This window comes from Paraburkholderia phenoliruptrix, from assembly GCF_019511605.1.
GTDB lineage: Bacteria > Pseudomonadota > Gammaproteobacteria > Burkholderiales > Burkholderiaceae > Paraburkholderia > Paraburkholderia phenoliruptrix_A.
Genome location: NZ_JAEUAV010000026.1, coordinates 1 through 14750 on the forward strand (window position 1 = coordinate 1; position 14750 = coordinate 14750).

A 14750-nucleotide genomic window follows, 5' to 3' on the forward strand; every position below is an offset into this window, starting at 1 on the left:
GCCCGGGGGTGGGACGCCGCAGGTGGAGCACGCGTGGGGCGCTCGGGCGGCAGCCGCCTCGCTTGGCCGGATCAGCGCGTTTGCCTTTGCCGTTCGAGCGCAACCTTAAAGCGCAAGGTGCAAGCGTAACGTTCAAGCGCAACCTTCAAGAAGCGCAACGTTCGAGCGTAAGGTTCAATCGCAACTTTCAAGCGCAACGTTCAAGCGCAACCGTCAAGCGCAACGTCCGATCCCAACCCTCAACCGCAATTCACCCCGCCGCCGTCTCACCGTCCTCGAAATGACCGACGGTTTGCGCAAGCACCGGCACGCTGTCGCGCGACAGACGCATCTCGGCGCCGAGCGTGCTGCGGTTCAGCCAGCTGCGCGCGGTCACGGCCAGGCCGGCCGCGGCACAGAACAGATAGACGTTCTGCACGATGGCGCCTGCGCTCGCATACGCGAACGGCTCGCGTTGGGACGGCGCGATGTCCTGCATCCGCGCGAGGTCGGCCACGTACACCAGTTCGAGCGGCGCTTCGCCGACAAACTCCTGATAGCCGGTCAGCGCGCGCAGATCGGCTGCGATCACCAGATCGAGGCAATGCTGCCGCGCATCGTAGCGATACATGCCGCGCGCGAGCGCCGCATACACGTCGATTTCATGCAAGGCGAGCACGGACGGAGCCGTGCGTCTGTCGTTGCCTTCGTGATCCGTGCGGTTCACACCGTTGGCAGCCCATAACAGTTGCCCGAGCGTGGCGTCGTCGAGTTCGGTCGACGCGAAGCGGCGCGTAGTGCGCCGTTTTGCGAAGGCGTCGAGGATCGGCATGCCGCCGCTCGACACCGGCGGCGGCAATACGATGCGCGGCGCGGCCTCGCCATGAGCAGGCCGCGCATGCGTCGCGGCGGGCGTTGTCGTGCCAAGTCTGAAATAGTGCTTCATAGCAGTTTCACCGGACAAACGTGGGTCCTTCACGACACGACCGCGGCGAGCGGCCGGCGCGGCGAATGAGCCGCTGTCCGCTCGCCGCGGCCGACGCGCAACATGAGTTGCGGAATCGCGTCCATCACGAGCAGCGTGCGTAGCCGCTCGCGCAGCGAGGTGACTTCGATCGGCTGGTTCAGATACGAGGCCGTGACGCCGGCATTGGCCGCGACCAGCAGCAGCCGCTCGAGCGCCTGACCGGCGGCGAGCCATGCGGGTGCATCGTCGGTCGGCGTCGCGAGGCAGACGAGCAGCGGCGAGCCTTCCGCGAGCGCATGATGCGCGGCCGCAAGCCCGCCGCCCAGATCGAACGTGCGTACCACCGAGGCAAGCAGCGGCGCCGCGAGATCCAGCAGCGCGGTCATGCGCGGCGACAGTGCGGGCATGCCGTCATCGCGGCGGCGCGGGTGAATCCAGCTCGCCAGCTCGCGGCGAAAGCGCGGATCGTCGAACTGCATGCGGTCCGCCTCGGCGACCAGCTCCGCTACTTTTTCCCGCATCGTGGCGCTCGAGATGCACACGGCGTCCGCGCCCTCGGCCTCGGCTGCGTCGACGAGTTGTTGCAGCACGCCCATCGGCAGCGGCTCGTCCCTGAAGATTTCGCGCGTCGTGACACGCTCACAAATCGCAGGAAAGAGCGTGGCCAGTGCGGTGTCGCAATGACCGTCGGGAACGATCCGCAGTTGCGCCAGCACGTCCGGATCGACGCGCGAAGGAAGCAGCGTGATCGCGTAGGCGAGCCCGAAGTGGCTGAGCGCCACGCGCAGATTGAGAAGCGCCGCGCCGCAACTGATCATCAGCTCGCGATCGAACGGATCGACCACCGGCAGCGCGCGCAGCCGGTCGGCGCATAGCGTCGCGCTGTCGCCGTCCACGATGAAATGCCACGGCTGCGTGTTGTGATTGGACGGCGCCAGCACCGCATAGCGCAGCGCGAAGCGCAGCTTGTCCTGGGTGCTCGCGGTGCTGGCGAGTTCCTGTTCGTCGACGGCCCAGGCAGCCGACTGCTGCAGTTGGCTCATGTCGTGGTCTCCTGCACGATTCCCTCTTGTCACTGTGTCAGGCTGAGCCGCGCGCGGATTGATCTGGATCAGCCAGCGTGCAACGGGAGAATTGGCGGCAGACGTGGGCCGTTCGCGGCATCGCTGCAACGCGAAGCTAAAGCCCGATCGGCGCGTCGCAATGCCCGGTCCATTGTTCGATGTGTCGCAGCGGACGAGCTGTGGCATTGCACGCTCGCTCACCATGCGGGCATGGTTGACACATATCAATCGACGCCCGGCAGCCACGCCTACAGTCATTGATACAGCGAGCCGGTGCTGTCGCCAGACGCGAGCATATGCGATGCATCGCGGCACGCAGCGGCGCGCCGTTTTCTGTTCGCGTTTGCGCGAGGGGTTACGCGTGCAACGCAATTCTCTTTTGTAACGTCCATGACGAGGCCAGGAGCACGATGATGAGCAACATGACACGATTCGATCCCTTTGCGCTGGAACCCATGTCCGAACTGTTCCAGGGACTGTTTCGCCCGATGCGCGGCGCGGGCGGCGAGCCGCTTGCCGATATCAAACTCGACGTGACGGAGAGCGACACCGCCTACAGCGTGAAGGCGGAATTGCCGGGAGTCGAGAAAAAGGACATTGATGTGAAGATCGACGGCAACCTGGTTTCGATCAGCGCGAAAGTAGAACGGAACCAGGAAATGAAGGACGGCGAACGGGTGATTCGCCGCGAGCGCTATGCAGGCGCGGTCAGCCGTGCATTCTCGCTGGCGAACGAAGTCGACGAAAGCTCCGCCGCAGCAGAGTACAAAGACGGCGTGCTCTCGCTGACGTTGCCGAAAAAGGCGTCGTCCGAGCGCAAGCGCCTGCAGATCAACTAAGCCCGCGGATGCGGCGCACGCGGCAAGCTCGCGTGCGCCGCGGGGCACGCCGTTACGCCAACAAGGAGCACGCAATGAAGTCGGACTTCGAATTGAAACGTCAGGTCGAGGAAGAATTGGCCTGGGACCCGGCCGTAGAAAGCACGGACATCGGCGTCGAAGTGCGCGATCGCATCGTGACGCTGTCGGGCCATCCATCCAGCTACGCGGAAAAGCTCGCGGCGGAAAAGGCGGCGCAACGCGTAGCCGGTGTAAAGGCGGTGGTGGTCGAGATGAGCATTCGCTTGCCGCACGCGGACGTACGCACCGACGAAGAAATCGCCAACGCGGTTCGCACCATGATGCGCTGGACCGTCGGCTTGAATGAAGAAGCCGTCAAGGTGCAGGTCGAGAAAGGCTGGGTGACGTTGAGCGGCGAGGTCGACTGCGCCTATCAAAGCCATGTCGCGACCCGCACCATTTCGCACATGCGCGGCGTGACGGGCGTATCGAACCTGATACGCATCGGCGGCGAAGCTGCCGCGCAGGATATTGGCGAGCAGATCGGCAAGGCATTGCAGCGTCACGCCGAGCGCGAGGCCAAGCACATCGAGGTCAAGGTGCACGAGGGAACGGTCACGCTGACGGGCAAGGTCGGCTCCGCGGCCGAGCGCTGGGCGGTGCGCGGCGCGGCATGGTCGGCGCCGGGCGTGCATGCGGTCGTCGACGACCTGACGGTGTCGTAAAGGCGCGTTCGGTCATCGCGCTGCGGGGTCAGCCGCTGTTGCGGGGTGAATTGAGCGCCCCGGACGCGGCTGCATCGTCGAGCGCGTCGAGCCGCGCGAGCAGCGCAGAGGCGCGAGCGGTGACGCGCGCTGTCCCGTCGGTCGTGTCGGTGGAGCCGGTGGAGCCGGTAGAGCCGGTAGAGCCGGTAGAGCCGGTAGAGCCGGTAGAGCCGGTAGAGCCGGTCACGCACTGGATGCGGGCTCGCCAGTAAGCCAGCTCGAACACGGCAAGAGGGGGCAGCCGTGCTTCCTGTTCCAGCAATCGTTCCAGTTGTCCGATCATCGAGACGATGTGGGCAAGTTCGCGCTCGGCGTGTCGATTGGTCACCATGAGATAGGCGGGTCCGGTTGCGCAAGGCGTGAGGGCCGTCGGATGGGAAGGAAAAGCGACCACTGTCACGCGAATGTCGCAATGTAAGGGCCTGGTGCTTCCGTCAATTCAGGATAAGGGTGTCCGCGAATTCGCGATTGATCTGAGTCAAGAGCCAATTTTGTTGAAGATGGGATGGGCTGGAGCTGCGGGTCGCGTGAGAAGGCCACGCCCGAGGAGCCGACCATCCGAACCTTTGCAACGCTGGTGCCGCAACGCAGCTGCAATCTGGTTTGGCGCAGCCGGCTCACCGGTCTCCGTCGCGATCCCACGGCGGCACGCCGGCAAAAGCGTCGACCAGGAAATCGATCATCACGCGGACTCTCGCGCTCACGTGCCGGCGGCTCGGGTACAGCGCGAGTATGTCGATCTCCGGCAGGCGGTAGTCCGGCAACACGCGAACGAGTGTGCCGGCACGCAGATCGCCGCCGATCAGAAAGGTCGGCTGCCAGATCACGCCTTGCCCGGCGAGCGCCGCTGCGCGTGCGGTGTCGCCGTTATTCGTGTGCATCCGACAATCGACCTTCACGGGGTGGACCTTTCCACGGCGGTCGGTAATTTGCCACTCATCGCCTGTCGCTGCATACGTGTACCCGATGCAGCGATGCGCAAGCAGGTCGGCGGGCGTTGCGGGCGCTCCGTAGCGAGCCAGATAAGCCGGTGATGCACAGAGCACGTTCTGCGACGTCGCCAGTTTGCGGGCCGCGTGGTTAGTCGAGCCGGCGCGGGAGATGCGAATGGCGATGTCATAGCCCTCGTCCACGATATCGACAACCCGGTCGATCAGCCCAACGTCGAGTTCGATGCCGGGATACTTTTGCATGAACGCGGGCCATAGCGGCGCCAGATGCAGAATGCCAAAGCTCACCGGCACATTGATGCGCAGTCGTCCGCGCGGTTCCACCGAAGCGGAGGACACCAGCCCTTCAGTCTCCGCGACGTCGTCGAGAATCGACTTGCAGCGGGCGTAAAGCGTTTCGCCGCCTTCGGTGAGGGACAGCGTGCGCGAGGTGCGGTTAAGCAGCCGCGTGCCCAGGTGCGCTTCCAGTTCGTTCACATAGCGGGTCACGTTTGCCGGCGACGTGCCGAGCACGTCCGCCGCGCGCGCAAAGCCGCCGCGGGCGACCACCGTCACGAAGACCTCGAAGGCGCGCAGGCGATCCATGTCGCTCTCCATCATTCACAAAAACTGACCGATTGGACCATGTTTTTGGCCTTTCTGCCATTGGGACTGAAGCCTATAGTGCTTGCACGGGCCAAGGCATCGGGCACTGGCCGAATGCATCAGGAGAGCAACATGCAACGTTTGACCGACAAAGTCGCTATCGTCACGGGCGCCAGTGCAGGAATTGGCCGCGCCACCGCCAAGCTGTTCGCGAAGGAGGGAGCCAAGGTGGTCGTGGCGGCCCGCCGCGCGGCGGAACTCGAAACGCTCGTCGCGGAGATCGCCGGCGAAGGCGGCGAGGCCGCCTATCTGGCGGGCGACGTGCAATCGGAAGACTTCGCGAAGGCGCTGGTCGCGCTCGCGGTGAGCCGTTTCGGCCGTCTGGACATTGCCTTTAACAACGCCGGCATTCTCGGCGAAATGGGCCCGACTACGGGCATTTCCGAAGCGGGCTGGAACACCGCGCTTGCCACCAATCTGACAAGTGCTTTTCTCGGGGCGAAACACCAGATTCCGGAAATGCTGAAGCAGGGCGGTGGGTCTATCATCTTCACGTCCACGTTCGTCGGCTACTCGTTCGCCTTTCCGGGCACGGCGGCCTACGCCGCGAGCAAGGCCGGGCTGATCGGACTCACCCAGGCACTCGCCGCCGAGTACGGCGCGCAAGGCGTGCGCGCGAACGCGGTATTGCCGGGCGCCGTCGACACGGAGATGTATCGCGACATGAACGACTCGAACGAATCGCAGGCGTTCGTGACCGGCCTGCATGCGCTCAAGCGCGTAGCGAAACCGGAAGAGCTGGCGCGTTCGGTGCTGTATCTCGCGTCGGACGATTCGTCCTTCGTGACAGGCACGGCATCTCTCGTCGATGGCGGCATCTCCATCACCCGTACGTAAATGTGCCGGCGGCATCTGACATTGAACACGCGATGCCGCCATTTTTTCATTTCACACAAGGAGGGCATTCATGGACCTGAACCTGACAGGCAAGCTGGCACTGGTGAGCGGCAGCACAGCCGGCATTGGCTTTGCCATTGCCAGTACATTGGCCGAGGAAGGCGCGCGCGTGATCGTAAACGGCCGCTCGCAGTCGTCGGTGGACGAGGTGGTGGCGCGCCTGAAAGAGCAGACCGGCAACGAAGTGCTTGGATTTGCAGGCGATCTGAGCGCGGCCGCCTCGGCTGAAGAACTCGCGCGGCGTTACCCCAATGTGGAGATTCTGGTCAACAACCTGGGCATTTTCGAGCCCAAGCCGTTCGAAGAGATCCCTGACGCGGACTGGCAGCGCTTCTTCGACGTCAACGTATTGAGCGGCGTACGCCTTGCTCGCCTCTTTCTGCCTGCAATGAGGCGTGCCGACTGGGGGCGCATCATTTTCATTTCGAGCGAAAGCGGAGTGCAGATTCCCGCCGAGATGATCCACTACGGAATGACCAAAACCGCGCAGCTCGCGGTTTCGCGGGGGCTTGCCGAAGCCGTTGCCGGCACGGGCATTACGGTCAACAGCATCCTGCCCGGACCGACGAAATCGCGCGGAGTGGGCGAGTTCGTGGAGACGCTTGCGCAGGCCGACGGCAAATCGTTTGAAGCCTTCGAAAAGGAGTTCTTCGAGAAGGTTCGTCCCACCTCGCTCATCAAGCGGTTCGCTACGCCGCAGGAGATTGCGTCCCTCGTCGCGTATATCGCCAGCCCGCTTTCGTCGGCAACCACGGGCGCTGCGTTGCGGGCCGACGGTGGCGTGGTGAAGAGCGCTTTTTAGAGCGGGCTGGGTACGGGGCAGGCTGTGTGCGAGGGACGACAGGCACCCGCGCCTAGCCTGCCAGTTGCTGCGCAAACTCACGGTACGAGTGCAGCGGGCGGCCGAGTATGCTGACGAGTCGCGCGGCATCGCCGGCTTGCGGCACCATGCCGTCGCTGACGTAGCGCTCGGCCATCAGGCGCATTTCGTACGCCATCCACTTTGGCATGAAGGTCGCGAGGTTCTGCTCGAAGCCGCTGGGATCGTCGCCGCCGTAGGCGACCGGGCGGCCAAGCACCTCCGACCAGGTCGCGGCGAGTCCGGGCCCCGTCAACGTGTCGGGGCCGACCAGGTTGATGACCTCGACAGGCAGTTTGCCGGGAGCCGCGTCGCGACGCAGCAGTTCGATGGCCGCGACTTCCGCGATATCGCCAGTGTGGACCATCGCGAGTCCCTTGCTGCCAATGGGCATCGGGTAGACGCCGTGATCGACGATTACATCGCGAATCATGCTCTCGTTGTCCATGAAGTAGGCAGGGCGCAGGATCGTCGCGCTCAAGCCCATCTCTTTGATCATTCGTTCCGCGCCGGACTTCACCGCAAAGTGCGGCACGTTCACGAAGCGCTCGGCGTGCATGACCGACAGGTAGACCACTCGCTCGACGCCGGACTCGCGAGCCACGTTCAGGCAGATGAGCGCCTGGGTGAATTCGTCGCCAGCCACGGCATTGAGCAGGAACAGCGTGCGGACTCCGGCGAACGCCTTGCGAAGCGAGTCGATGTCGAGCATGTCGCCCTGCATGAGCGTCACGCTCGCGGGGAAGTCGGCCTTGGACGGATCGCGCACGAGCACGCGCACATCGGCGCCGCGCTGGACGAGCTGCTTGACGACCTGATGGCCGACTCGGCCAGTCGCGCCGGTAACGAGGATAGTCATGATGTTCACTCCTGAAAGTTCGGTTGGGGTGTCTCTAAGGTAAGTGATCCACTGACGGTCCGGAAGATGCTATAAAGAGACGGGGTATCTCACTGGTGGAACACATGGATCTTCTTGCGCTTGCCGATTTCAACCTGGTCGCCCGCTACGAAAGCCTGGGCGAGGCTGCGCGTGCAACCGGGCGTCCCAAGGCCACGCTGTCGCGCCGGGTCACGGAACTCGAAAACAGCCTGGGTTTGCGGCTCTTCGAACGTGGGCCGCGCGGGTTGAAACTCACCCAGGAAGGGCGGGCCCTTTATGAGCGGACCGGGGCGCTTCTGAGCGAACTGACCGAGAGCGCCGCTGCGATTGCGTCGGGCGGCGAACAACCGCGCGGCCGGCTGCGCATCAGCGCGCCGGCGCTTTTCTCACAGATTGCGATGGGCAAGCTGGTCGCCACGTTCGCGCTGAAGTATCCGGACGTGCGGCTGGAAGTCACGACGGAAGATCGTCCCGTCGACATGGTCGAGGAAGGTTATGACCTCGTGATTCGCGTGAACCCCGATCCGGACGAGAACCTGATTGGCCGCGTGTTCATGCGCGACAGGCTCGTGGTGGTCGCGAGGCCCGACATGGCGAGGCCGAAGGGCAAGTCGAGTGTTCCTGTTGTCGTTCGTGCGGAGCATGAGCGGGTGGCCTCGTGGCAGGTCACTGGACCGAGGGGCCAGGCGCGCATTGCCGTCACGCCCGTTGCTTGCCTGTCGTCGTTGATCATGGTGCGTGACACGGTGCGCCTTGGCGTGGGCGCCGCGCGCCTGCCGCTGTCGCTGGTGAGCCACGACATTGCAGCGGGCCGGCTTGCGCATTGGGGCGATGTGGAGGGCCCCGACATCGCACTATGGGCGCTTTATCCGTCGCGGCGCTTGCTGAGCGCTCGCGTTTCTGCGTTTCTCGATCACATCAAGGAAGCGTTCCCGTTGGGAAAACCGGAAGAACTGGCTGGCTTCATCGGATCGGAAGCGGAAGAGGGGGAAGCAAACCGGACGCGGTCCGCTCGCAGGAGTGCCGGTCGCCGTCGCGACCAGGCACGCGTTTGATGCGGCTCGATCAGGACATGTCTACGCGCGGCTTTCCGCTTGATCAACTTGCTGCGATTTTGCGTCCATGCCAAAGCGATCAACCACGAAGTCGATGAAGCTGCGCAGCTTGCTCGACATTTGCCGCTCGCGCAGATAGAGCAGACTCAACTGCCGCTCCGGTGCCACATAGCCGGGCAGTACTTCGGTCAAGCGCTGCGCGCGCAGATCGTCGTCGACCAGTATTGCGGGCAGCATCGCAATACCCAGGCCGCGCAGCGCCGCCCGGCGCAGTGCCTCGGCGTTGTCGATTTTCAGGCGTCCGTTCACGGGTACGCTCACTCGACCATCCGGCCCGTGCAGCACCCATTCGGGCTGTGCGGTGTGCCATTCCGAACGCGGCGGATACGCATAGGTCAGGCACTGATGGGTCGAGAGTGCCTCGGGCGTCGAGGGCGTGCCATGCGCTTTCAGATACGCGCGCGAAGCGCACAGCACGAGCCGATACGGCGTAAGCTGCCGCGCGACCAGGTCCTGGTTGCCCAACGCACCGATGCGAATCGCGGCTTCAAAGCCATCGTCGACCAGATCGGACAGTGCGTCCGTTGCAACGATGTCGAGTTTCACCTCGGGATAGCGCTCGCAGTAGTCCCCGATTGCCGGGATCAGACATTCGTTGCTGAATACCACCGGCGCGGTGACGCGCAGGCGGCCGCGCGGCGTCGCGAGATGATCGAGCGCGAGCCGCTCGGACTCGTCGATCAGCCCAAGTATGTCGACGCACCGTTCGTAGTAAGTCCGACCGAATGCGCTCAACTGCTGCTTGCGCGTGGTGCGATGAATGAGGCGTGTGCCGAGCCGCGTTTCAAGCGCCTGCAAGTGATTACCGACCATCGTCGGCGACAGGTCGCAGGCTACCGCGGCCGCGGTGAGGCTGCCGGTTTCGACCACGCGCACGAACACGGTCATCGCTTTGAGAAGATCCATGACCCGATGATAGTGGGTTCTGCTGTCATTCGCAGTGCACCACGAGTGCGCGCACCAGGCCGGGCCGGATTTCATGGCATCATCACGTGACCTTCCCACCACTGCAGGAGCGTATGCCATGGCGACTTACATTGTCTTCACGAAGGAAAGCACGCAGGATCAGGGTGAACTGGACATCTACCAGAGCAAGGTAGGCGAGACCTTCAAGGGTCATCCTGTGAAGATTCTCGCTGCATACGGACCGCAACAGGTGCTCGAGGGCGAAGGGCCGGAGGGCGTCGTGATCGTGGAGTTTCCGTCGACTGAAGCGGCGCGTGCGTGGTACGACGGTCCGGCATATCAGGAAGTCGCGCAGCACCGCTTCAAGGGCGCGCGTTATCGCGCCGTTCTCGTCGAAGGCGTGTGAGAAAAGGCTTCGCGCCTCGAATGCGAGAAGTCGGCGCGCAACTGGGCTATGTGTGTCGGAGGCCGGTACACATCGCATCGCAAGCGCAGCGCCGAAATGCGAGTCCCGCCCGGCACGCGGGAACGTGCGGGCGGGACGTCAGGGCAAGCCGCGCGAGCGGGCACGACGGTCCGGCTCAGCCACTCACCACGGCAGGTCAGCGCAGTGTCCGGAACGCGGCACGCACCTCGCTCGAAAAGAGCTGCGGTTCTTCCCACGCCGCGAAGTGTCCCCCCTTGTCCACCTCGTTGAAGTAAATAAGGTTGTGATACGCGCGCTCCGTCCAGCTTCGCGGAGCGCGATAGATTTCGCCGGGAAAGACGGTCACGGCGGCGGGCAGGGAAATGTCCACGGCGTTGAAGTTGTTCGAGTGGTCCTCCCAATAGATCTGCGCAGCCGAGGTCGCGCTATCGGTCAGCCAGTAGAGCGAGATGTCGTCGAGCATTTCATCGCGCGTCAACGAGCGTTCCGGCACGCCGCCGCTATACGTCCATTGCGAGATTTTGTCGTACATCCAGGCGGCCTGTCCTACCGGTGAGTCCGCAAGCGCGTAGCCGACGGTTTGCGGTCGCGTCACCATCATTGCCGAATAGCCGGAATTGTCGCGATAGAACGCGTTGAGCGCGTCGTAGGCCGCCTTTTCCGACGCAGACAGACTCGCGGGTGCGGGCTCGCCCAGCAACAGCAGTTTCGCGATGTCGGGCGGAACAGTCGCGGGCATGTTCACATGAATGCCGATTAGCCCCTTCACTTTCTGCATTGCCATGCGGTGCGAGATCACCGATCCGCAATCGCCGCCCTGCGAAACGAAGCGCGTATAGCCGAGCCGCGCCATCAGTTCGCCCCACGCGCGTGCGATGTGGTCGGAGCCCCAGCCGGTGGCTTTGGGCTGCCCGGAGAAACCGAATCCCGGCAGCGACGGAATGACGATGTGAAACGCGTCGTCCGCACTGCCGCCATGCGCGGTGGGATCGGTCAGCGGTGCAATCACCTTGATCAGTTCGAAAATCGAGCCCGGCCAGCCGTGCGTCATGATCAACGGCAAAGCATTCTTGTGCCGCGAGCGCACATGAATGAACTGAATGTCGAGTCCGTCGATTTCGGTCATGAACATCGGCAGCGCGTTGAGCTTTGCCTCGCCTTTGCGCCAGTCGTAGTCCGTCGCCCAGTACTGGATGAGCGACTGCATTCGCGCGAGTTGCACGCCTTGTGAATCATCGTTGACGGTTTCCTTGCCGGGCCAACGCGTGGCCGCAAGACGCCGACGCAAATCGACTAGCGCGGCCTCCGATACATTCGCTTTGAACGGGCGGATCCGGTTGTCGCCGGACGCGGCGAAGACGGATCCGGGAATCAGGCCGGCAGCAGCGACTGCAGCGGAAGCCGCAAGAAGATGACGCCGGCGAGGCGAAAACGGTGTTGAAGGCATGTTTATTGTCCTTGCACTGGAAAAGACCGGCGCGCGATATCAACGCGCCGGCGCGTGTGCGAAAAGTGCACTGGTCAGTGGTGCGAGTAGGGCGTCAGCGAAGCCGCGCGCGTGATGCGAGCACCGGCTTGCGAGGTCGAGTCGGGCATGCCGCCATACGCTTGCGTCACGTCGTCCGCACTCGCCATGGTGATCGCTGATTCGGCCTGAACGGTCAGGGCGCTCTGGCCGCGTTGCGATGCGGGCGCACCGACGAGCGGGTCGTAATGAGGCGCGGGACCGTAGCCGCTGCTCGCGAAGACGGGCGAAACGAAGGCGGCGCCGGCGGCCACCACTGCAGCAACAAAGAGATGCTTGATCATGACAACCTCCAGATGTTGGTTTGGCAAAAGCTGTTTGCTATTGCATGGTTTAGTCGGCTCGTGGACCAGGTCGCGCGAGCCTGAATGCCAGGTGCACTCGTGGCTTAGCTGCCTTGGTAGAACTTGTTGATTGCGGCGAGCTGGCCGTCTTTCTCTGCGCGCACCAGTTCCTGGCGAACCTCGGCGCGGGTCTTCGCGTGCGGCGCATTGGCTGCGGGCGTCCATTGCACGGTGTGTGTTGCGTCGTAAGACTGTGTGCGCTGATCAGCCGCATTGGCCGGAGTGGCCGCGTAAGCGGAAGCAGTCAAAGCGCATGCAGCAAAGGTCAGGGCGATGGTCGATACTTTCATGTCGTTCTCCAGAAGCGGGTCGGGTTGGATGCATCCGAGCGCGGCGGTCCGTGCGGTGCGCAGAGCGTCGTTGTCTGCGTGAATGCGTGGATTGAATCGCGTCGTTGGATGCATTAGAGCGGGACGACGTATCTGGCTTGTGTCGTGGGCGTGGCTTATTGCAACGCTCTGTATCGGCTAAAGCGGCATACACAATGAGAAACAAATCGGCCGTGAAGGCGGTGAATCCGTAGCCCAACGCGATAGGGGATGCCCACAGCGCTGCATGCAGGAGCCATATAGACATGGCGCCTGGCGTCGCTTTGTATCGAAACGTATCTGGAGGGGGAGCCGATACATAACGTTGCGCGGGGCGGCGCTGCCGACATAAAGCAGATACGTGCGGGACGTTTAATAACTTTTCCGCGAGTCGAACCGGCGTTGCCGCGAAGAGCGCAAGTCCTGCCCTTGTGTGACACGAATGATGCGGGCCTTCGACTGCGCGTTTTTCTTTCCAAGCTCTCTAGATAAGGAAAATGAGCCATGACAGAACAGAGCAACACGCTGCCCCGCCGTCTACCTCGCACGCCCGTCGCGCAACGGGTAGACAGACGTAAGCGATCAGTTCGGATTGCGAATGTTGTGTTGAACGTGGCGCTGTTGCTGGGCGCATCGGGGCACGCGCTTGCCGAGCCGGGCAAAGGACCTGTCTCGCCGATCTACGGGGTGGCGATTCCGGAGGGGTACCGCCAGTGGCAAATGATCGCCCCGGCGGAAGAAGCGGCGCCGCTCGACGAATTGCGCGTCGTGCTCGGCAATCCCGCAGCAATAAAGGCAATCGAGAACTCGACCCTTCCTTATCCTGACGGGACGATCCTGGTGAAACTCGCGTACAAACGCATGCAGTCGCCCGAATTCCCATCGGCTACGGTGCCGGGCGCACCCACGACGGTACAGGTGATGGTGAAAGATTCGCGGCGCTATGCATCCACCGGCGGTTGGGGTTTCGGGCGCTTCATCAACGGCCAGCCGGTGGACGCCGCGCAACATGAGACATGTTTCGCCTGTCATGCGGCACGTGTGAAGGATCGCGATTATGTCTTCACGCGCTTTGCGCCGTGAACGGGTGGGGGAGAGGATTTCCCGGCGGGGAGCCTCGCGTGCTGGGCATCAGGCGTACTAATCCAGCACAGCGCAGGCCCCGCTTTACTTAGTGCCCGCCGCAGTCAAACGTACAAGCTTCTTAGCTTATTACGCGCCTCGCACTTAACGACGCACAAATAGTCAGTTCAGCTTTTCGGTCGGCGCTGCTTGAATAAGACCTCAACCATGTCTGGGAGAGAGTCGATGTCAGAAGTCCAGTCCACACGTTCCGACGCGTCAGTCAGCGTCGAATCCGCAGCTAGAGCGTCGTTGAACATTCGGCGCCTCGCTGGTCGAATCGGTGCGCAGGTTGAAGGTGTCACGCTGTCGCCCACGCTCGATCAGCCGACCTTCGAAGCCATCGAAAAGGCGCTCTACACGCACAAGGTGCTGTTCTTTCGCGGCCAGGGGCATCTGGACGATGCGAGCCAGGAAGGCTTCGCGCGTCGTTTCGGCGAAACGGTCGCGCATCCCACGGTGCCGTCACATGCAGGCAGTGCAGATCTGCTCGATCTCGACTCGGCACATGGCGCACGCGCCAATTCGTGGCATACCGACATTACTTTCGTCGACGCCTATCCAAAACTGTCGATTCTGCGCGCGATCACCATTCCACCTGTCGGCGGCGACACGGTCTGGGCCAACACGGCCGCTGCTTACGAACGTCTGCCTGAGCCGCTGCGCGCGTTCGCCGACCACGCCCGCGCTATCCATACCAACGCTTACGATTACGCGTCGTCGCACGCCGAAGCAGACGATACGCAACTCAAGCGTTACCGCGAGGTATTCATCTCGAAGGTCTATGAGACCGAGCATCCGGTGGTCAGCGTGCATCCGGTCACCGGCGAGCGCACGCTCGTGCTCGGCCATTTTGCACAGCGTTTTGCGGGGCTGTCGGCTCAGGATTCCGCGAGCCTGCTGCAGGTGCTGCACGAACACATCACGCGTCTTGAGAATACCGTGCGCTGGCAGTGGGCCGAAGGCGACGTCGCGATCTGGGACAACCGCGCAACGCAGCACTATGCGATCAACGACTACGGCGATTCGCGCCGCGTCGTACGTCGTGCCACGGTGAAAGGCGACGTGCCGGTCGGTATCGACGGTAAGCGCAGCGTGGCGCTCAAGACGCCGGCATAAGGACCACGAGCGGCGCCCGCGCCGCTTCTTCACCTACCTG

At 63.2% G+C, this 14750-nt stretch carries 17 protein-coding genes; 8 read left to right on the plus strand and 9 right to left on the minus strand.

The window, feature by feature from the left end:
• Window positions 1-250: 250 nt before the first annotated feature.
• Together JNB89_RS25155 and JNB89_RS25160 are read right to left on the minus strand one after the other, a co-directional pair.
• Window positions 251-925: a nitroreductase family protein gene (locus tag JNB89_RS25155; RefSeq protein WP_220364005.1), complete on the minus strand. Its 675-nt coding sequence runs from the start codon at window positions 923-925 to the stop codon at window positions 251-253.
• Between the two features lie 29 nt (window positions 926-954).
• Window positions 955-1989, minus strand: coding sequence for an Acg family FMN-binding oxidoreductase (locus tag JNB89_RS25160; RefSeq protein ID WP_220364006.1), 1035 nt, complete (start codon window positions 1987-1989; stop codon window positions 955-957).
• A gap of 434 nt (window positions 1990-2423) precedes the next feature.
• On the opposite strand from JNB89_RS25160, the gene JNB89_RS25165 reads away from it, so the two are divergent.
• Both JNB89_RS25165 and JNB89_RS25170 read left to right on the plus strand, forming a co-directional pair.
• Window positions 2424-2849 (plus strand): Hsp20/alpha crystallin family protein, encoded by a 426-nt coding sequence (locus JNB89_RS25165; RefSeq protein WP_220364007.1) that lies wholly within the window; start codon window positions 2424-2426, stop codon window positions 2847-2849.
• 74 nt (window positions 2850-2923) lie between these two features.
• Complete coding sequence (locus JNB89_RS25170; protein ID WP_013338970.1) at window positions 2924-3574, plus strand: BON domain-containing protein; 651 nt, start codon at window positions 2924-2926, stop codon at window positions 3572-3574.
• A gap of 28 nt (window positions 3575-3602) precedes the next feature.
• Here the strand turns inward: JNB89_RS25170 and JNB89_RS25175 are convergent, their stop codons facing one another.
• The gene (locus tag JNB89_RS25175) at window positions 3603-3944 is read right to left on the minus strand and encodes a hypothetical protein (RefSeq protein ID WP_220364008.1); all 342 of its coding nucleotides are present in this window, start codon (window positions 3942-3944) and stop codon (window positions 3603-3605) included.
• A 286-nt stretch (window positions 3945-4230) separates the two neighbouring features.
• Window positions 4231-5148 (minus strand): LysR family transcriptional regulator, encoded by a 918-nt coding sequence (locus JNB89_RS25180; RefSeq protein WP_220364009.1) that lies wholly within the window; start codon window positions 5146-5148, stop codon window positions 4231-4233.
• 132 nt (window positions 5149-5280) lie between these two features.
• Here JNB89_RS25180 and JNB89_RS25185 point away from each other — a divergent pair, with 132 nt between their 5' ends.
• Both JNB89_RS25185 and JNB89_RS25190 read left to right on the plus strand, forming a co-directional pair.
• Window positions 5281-6045, plus strand: a complete 765-nt coding sequence (locus JNB89_RS25185; RefSeq protein ID WP_220364010.1) for an SDR family oxidoreductase — start codon at window positions 5281-5283, stop codon at window positions 6043-6045.
• A 70-nt stretch (window positions 6046-6115) separates the two neighbouring features.
• A complete protein-coding gene (locus JNB89_RS25190; RefSeq protein ID WP_135893446.1) occupies window positions 6116-6907 on the plus strand; it encodes an SDR family NAD(P)-dependent oxidoreductase in 792 nt (263 codons plus the stop codon).
• 52 nt (window positions 6908-6959) lie between these two features.
• Here JNB89_RS25190 and JNB89_RS25195 read toward each other — a convergent pair whose 3' ends face one another.
• Window positions 6960-7823, minus strand: coding sequence for an SDR family oxidoreductase (locus JNB89_RS25195; RefSeq protein ID WP_220364011.1), 864 nt, complete (start codon window positions 7821-7823; stop codon window positions 6960-6962).
• 104 nt (window positions 7824-7927) lie between these two features.
• Here JNB89_RS25195 and JNB89_RS25200 point away from each other — a divergent pair, with 104 nt between their 5' ends.
• A complete protein-coding gene (locus JNB89_RS25200; protein WP_135893448.1) occupies window positions 7928-8899 on the plus strand; it encodes a LysR family transcriptional regulator in 972 nt (323 codons plus the stop codon).
• 21 nt (window positions 8900-8920) lie between these two features.
• Here the strand turns inward: JNB89_RS25200 and JNB89_RS25205 are convergent, their stop codons facing one another.
• Window positions 8921-9865, minus strand: coding sequence for a LysR family transcriptional regulator (locus tag JNB89_RS25205; protein ID WP_220364012.1), 945 nt, complete (start codon window positions 9863-9865; stop codon window positions 8921-8923).
• 118 nt (window positions 9866-9983) lie between these two features.
• Between JNB89_RS25205 and JNB89_RS25210 the strand changes: the two genes are divergently transcribed.
• A complete protein-coding gene (locus tag JNB89_RS25210; RefSeq protein ID WP_013338978.1) occupies window positions 9984-10271 on the plus strand; it encodes a DUF1330 domain-containing protein in 288 nt (95 codons plus the stop codon).
• A gap of 196 nt (window positions 10272-10467) precedes the next feature.
• Here the strand turns inward: JNB89_RS25210 and JNB89_RS25215 are convergent, their stop codons facing one another.
• From JNB89_RS25215 to JNB89_RS25225, 3 genes are all read right to left on the minus strand, one after another.
• A complete protein-coding gene (locus JNB89_RS25215; protein WP_220364013.1) occupies window positions 10468-11739 on the minus strand; it encodes an epoxide hydrolase family protein in 1272 nt (423 codons plus the stop codon).
• Window positions 11740-11813: 74 nt separating this feature from the next.
• Window positions 11814-12101, minus strand: a complete 288-nt coding sequence (locus tag JNB89_RS25220; protein WP_135893451.1) for a hypothetical protein — start codon at window positions 12099-12101, stop codon at window positions 11814-11816.
• Between the two features lie 104 nt (window positions 12102-12205).
• On the minus strand, window positions 12206-12451 hold the full coding sequence (locus JNB89_RS25225) for a DUF4148 domain-containing protein (protein ID WP_220364014.1): 246 nt from the start codon (window positions 12449-12451) through the stop codon (window positions 12206-12208).
• 522 nt (window positions 12452-12973) lie between these two features.
• On the opposite strand from JNB89_RS25225, the gene JNB89_RS25230 reads away from it, so the two are divergent.
• Both JNB89_RS25230 and JNB89_RS25235 read left to right on the plus strand, forming a co-directional pair.
• Entirely contained in the window at window positions 12974-13552 is a 579-nt protein-coding gene (locus JNB89_RS25230) for a cytochrome P460 family protein (protein WP_223216856.1), read from the plus strand.
• A gap of 225 nt (window positions 13553-13777) precedes the next feature.
• Complete coding sequence (locus tag JNB89_RS25235) at window positions 13778-14710, plus strand: TauD/TfdA dioxygenase family protein (protein ID WP_220364015.1); 933 nt, start codon at window positions 13778-13780, stop codon at window positions 14708-14710.
• Window positions 14711-14750: the final 40 nt, after the last annotated feature.

Coding starts and splice junctions, on each gene's coding strand:
- JNB89_RS25155 (WP_220364005.1), bottom strand. CDS start 925: ATGAAGCACTATTTCAGACTTGGCACGACAACGCCCGCCGCGACGCAT.
- JNB89_RS25160 (WP_220364006.1), bottom strand. CDS start 1,989: ATGAGCCAACTGCAGCAGTCGGCTGCCTGGGCCGTCGACGAACAGGAA.
- JNB89_RS25165 (WP_220364007.1), top strand. CDS start 2,424: ATGAGCAACATGACACGATTCGATCCCTTTGCGCTGGAACCCATGTCC.
- JNB89_RS25170 (WP_013338970.1), top strand. CDS start 2,924: ATGAAGTCGGACTTCGAATTGAAACGTCAGGTCGAGGAAGAATTGGCC.
- JNB89_RS25175 (WP_220364008.1), bottom strand. CDS start 3,944: ATGGTGACCAATCGACACGCCGAGCGCGAACTTGCCCACATCGTCTCG.
- JNB89_RS25180 (WP_220364009.1), bottom strand. CDS start 5,148: ATGGATCGCCTGCGCGCCTTCGAGGTCTTCGTGACGGTGGTCGCCCGC.
- JNB89_RS25185 (WP_220364010.1), top strand. CDS start 5,281: ATGCAACGTTTGACCGACAAAGTCGCTATCGTCACGGGCGCCAGTGCA.
- JNB89_RS25190 (WP_135893446.1), top strand. CDS start 6,116: ATGGACCTGAACCTGACAGGCAAGCTGGCACTGGTGAGCGGCAGCACA.
- JNB89_RS25195 (WP_220364011.1), bottom strand. CDS start 7,823: ATGACTATCCTCGTTACCGGCGCGACTGGCCGAGTCGGCCATCAGGTC.
- JNB89_RS25200 (WP_135893448.1), top strand. CDS start 7,928: ATGGATCTTCTTGCGCTTGCCGATTTCAACCTGGTCGCCCGCTACGAA.
- JNB89_RS25205 (WP_220364012.1), bottom strand. CDS start 9,865: ATGGATCTTCTCAAAGCGATGACCGTGTTCGTGCGCGTGGTCGAAACC.
- JNB89_RS25210 (WP_013338978.1), top strand. CDS start 9,984: ATGGCGACTTACATTGTCTTCACGAAGGAAAGCACGCAGGATCAGGGT.
- JNB89_RS25215 (WP_220364013.1), bottom strand. CDS start 11,739: ATGCCTTCAACACCGTTTTCGCCTCGCCGGCGTCATCTTCTTGCGGCT.
- JNB89_RS25220 (WP_135893451.1), bottom strand. CDS start 12,101: ATGATCAAGCATCTCTTTGTTGCTGCAGTGGTGGCCGCCGGCGCCGCC.
- JNB89_RS25225 (WP_220364014.1), bottom strand. CDS start 12,451: ATGAAAGTATCGACCATCGCCCTGACCTTTGCTGCATGCGCTTTGACT.
- JNB89_RS25230 (WP_223216856.1), top strand. CDS start 12,974: ATGACAGAACAGAGCAACACGCTGCCCCGCCGTCTACCTCGCACGCCC.
- JNB89_RS25235 (WP_220364015.1), top strand. CDS start 13,778: ATGTCAGAAGTCCAGTCCACACGTTCCGACGCGTCAGTCAGCGTCGAA.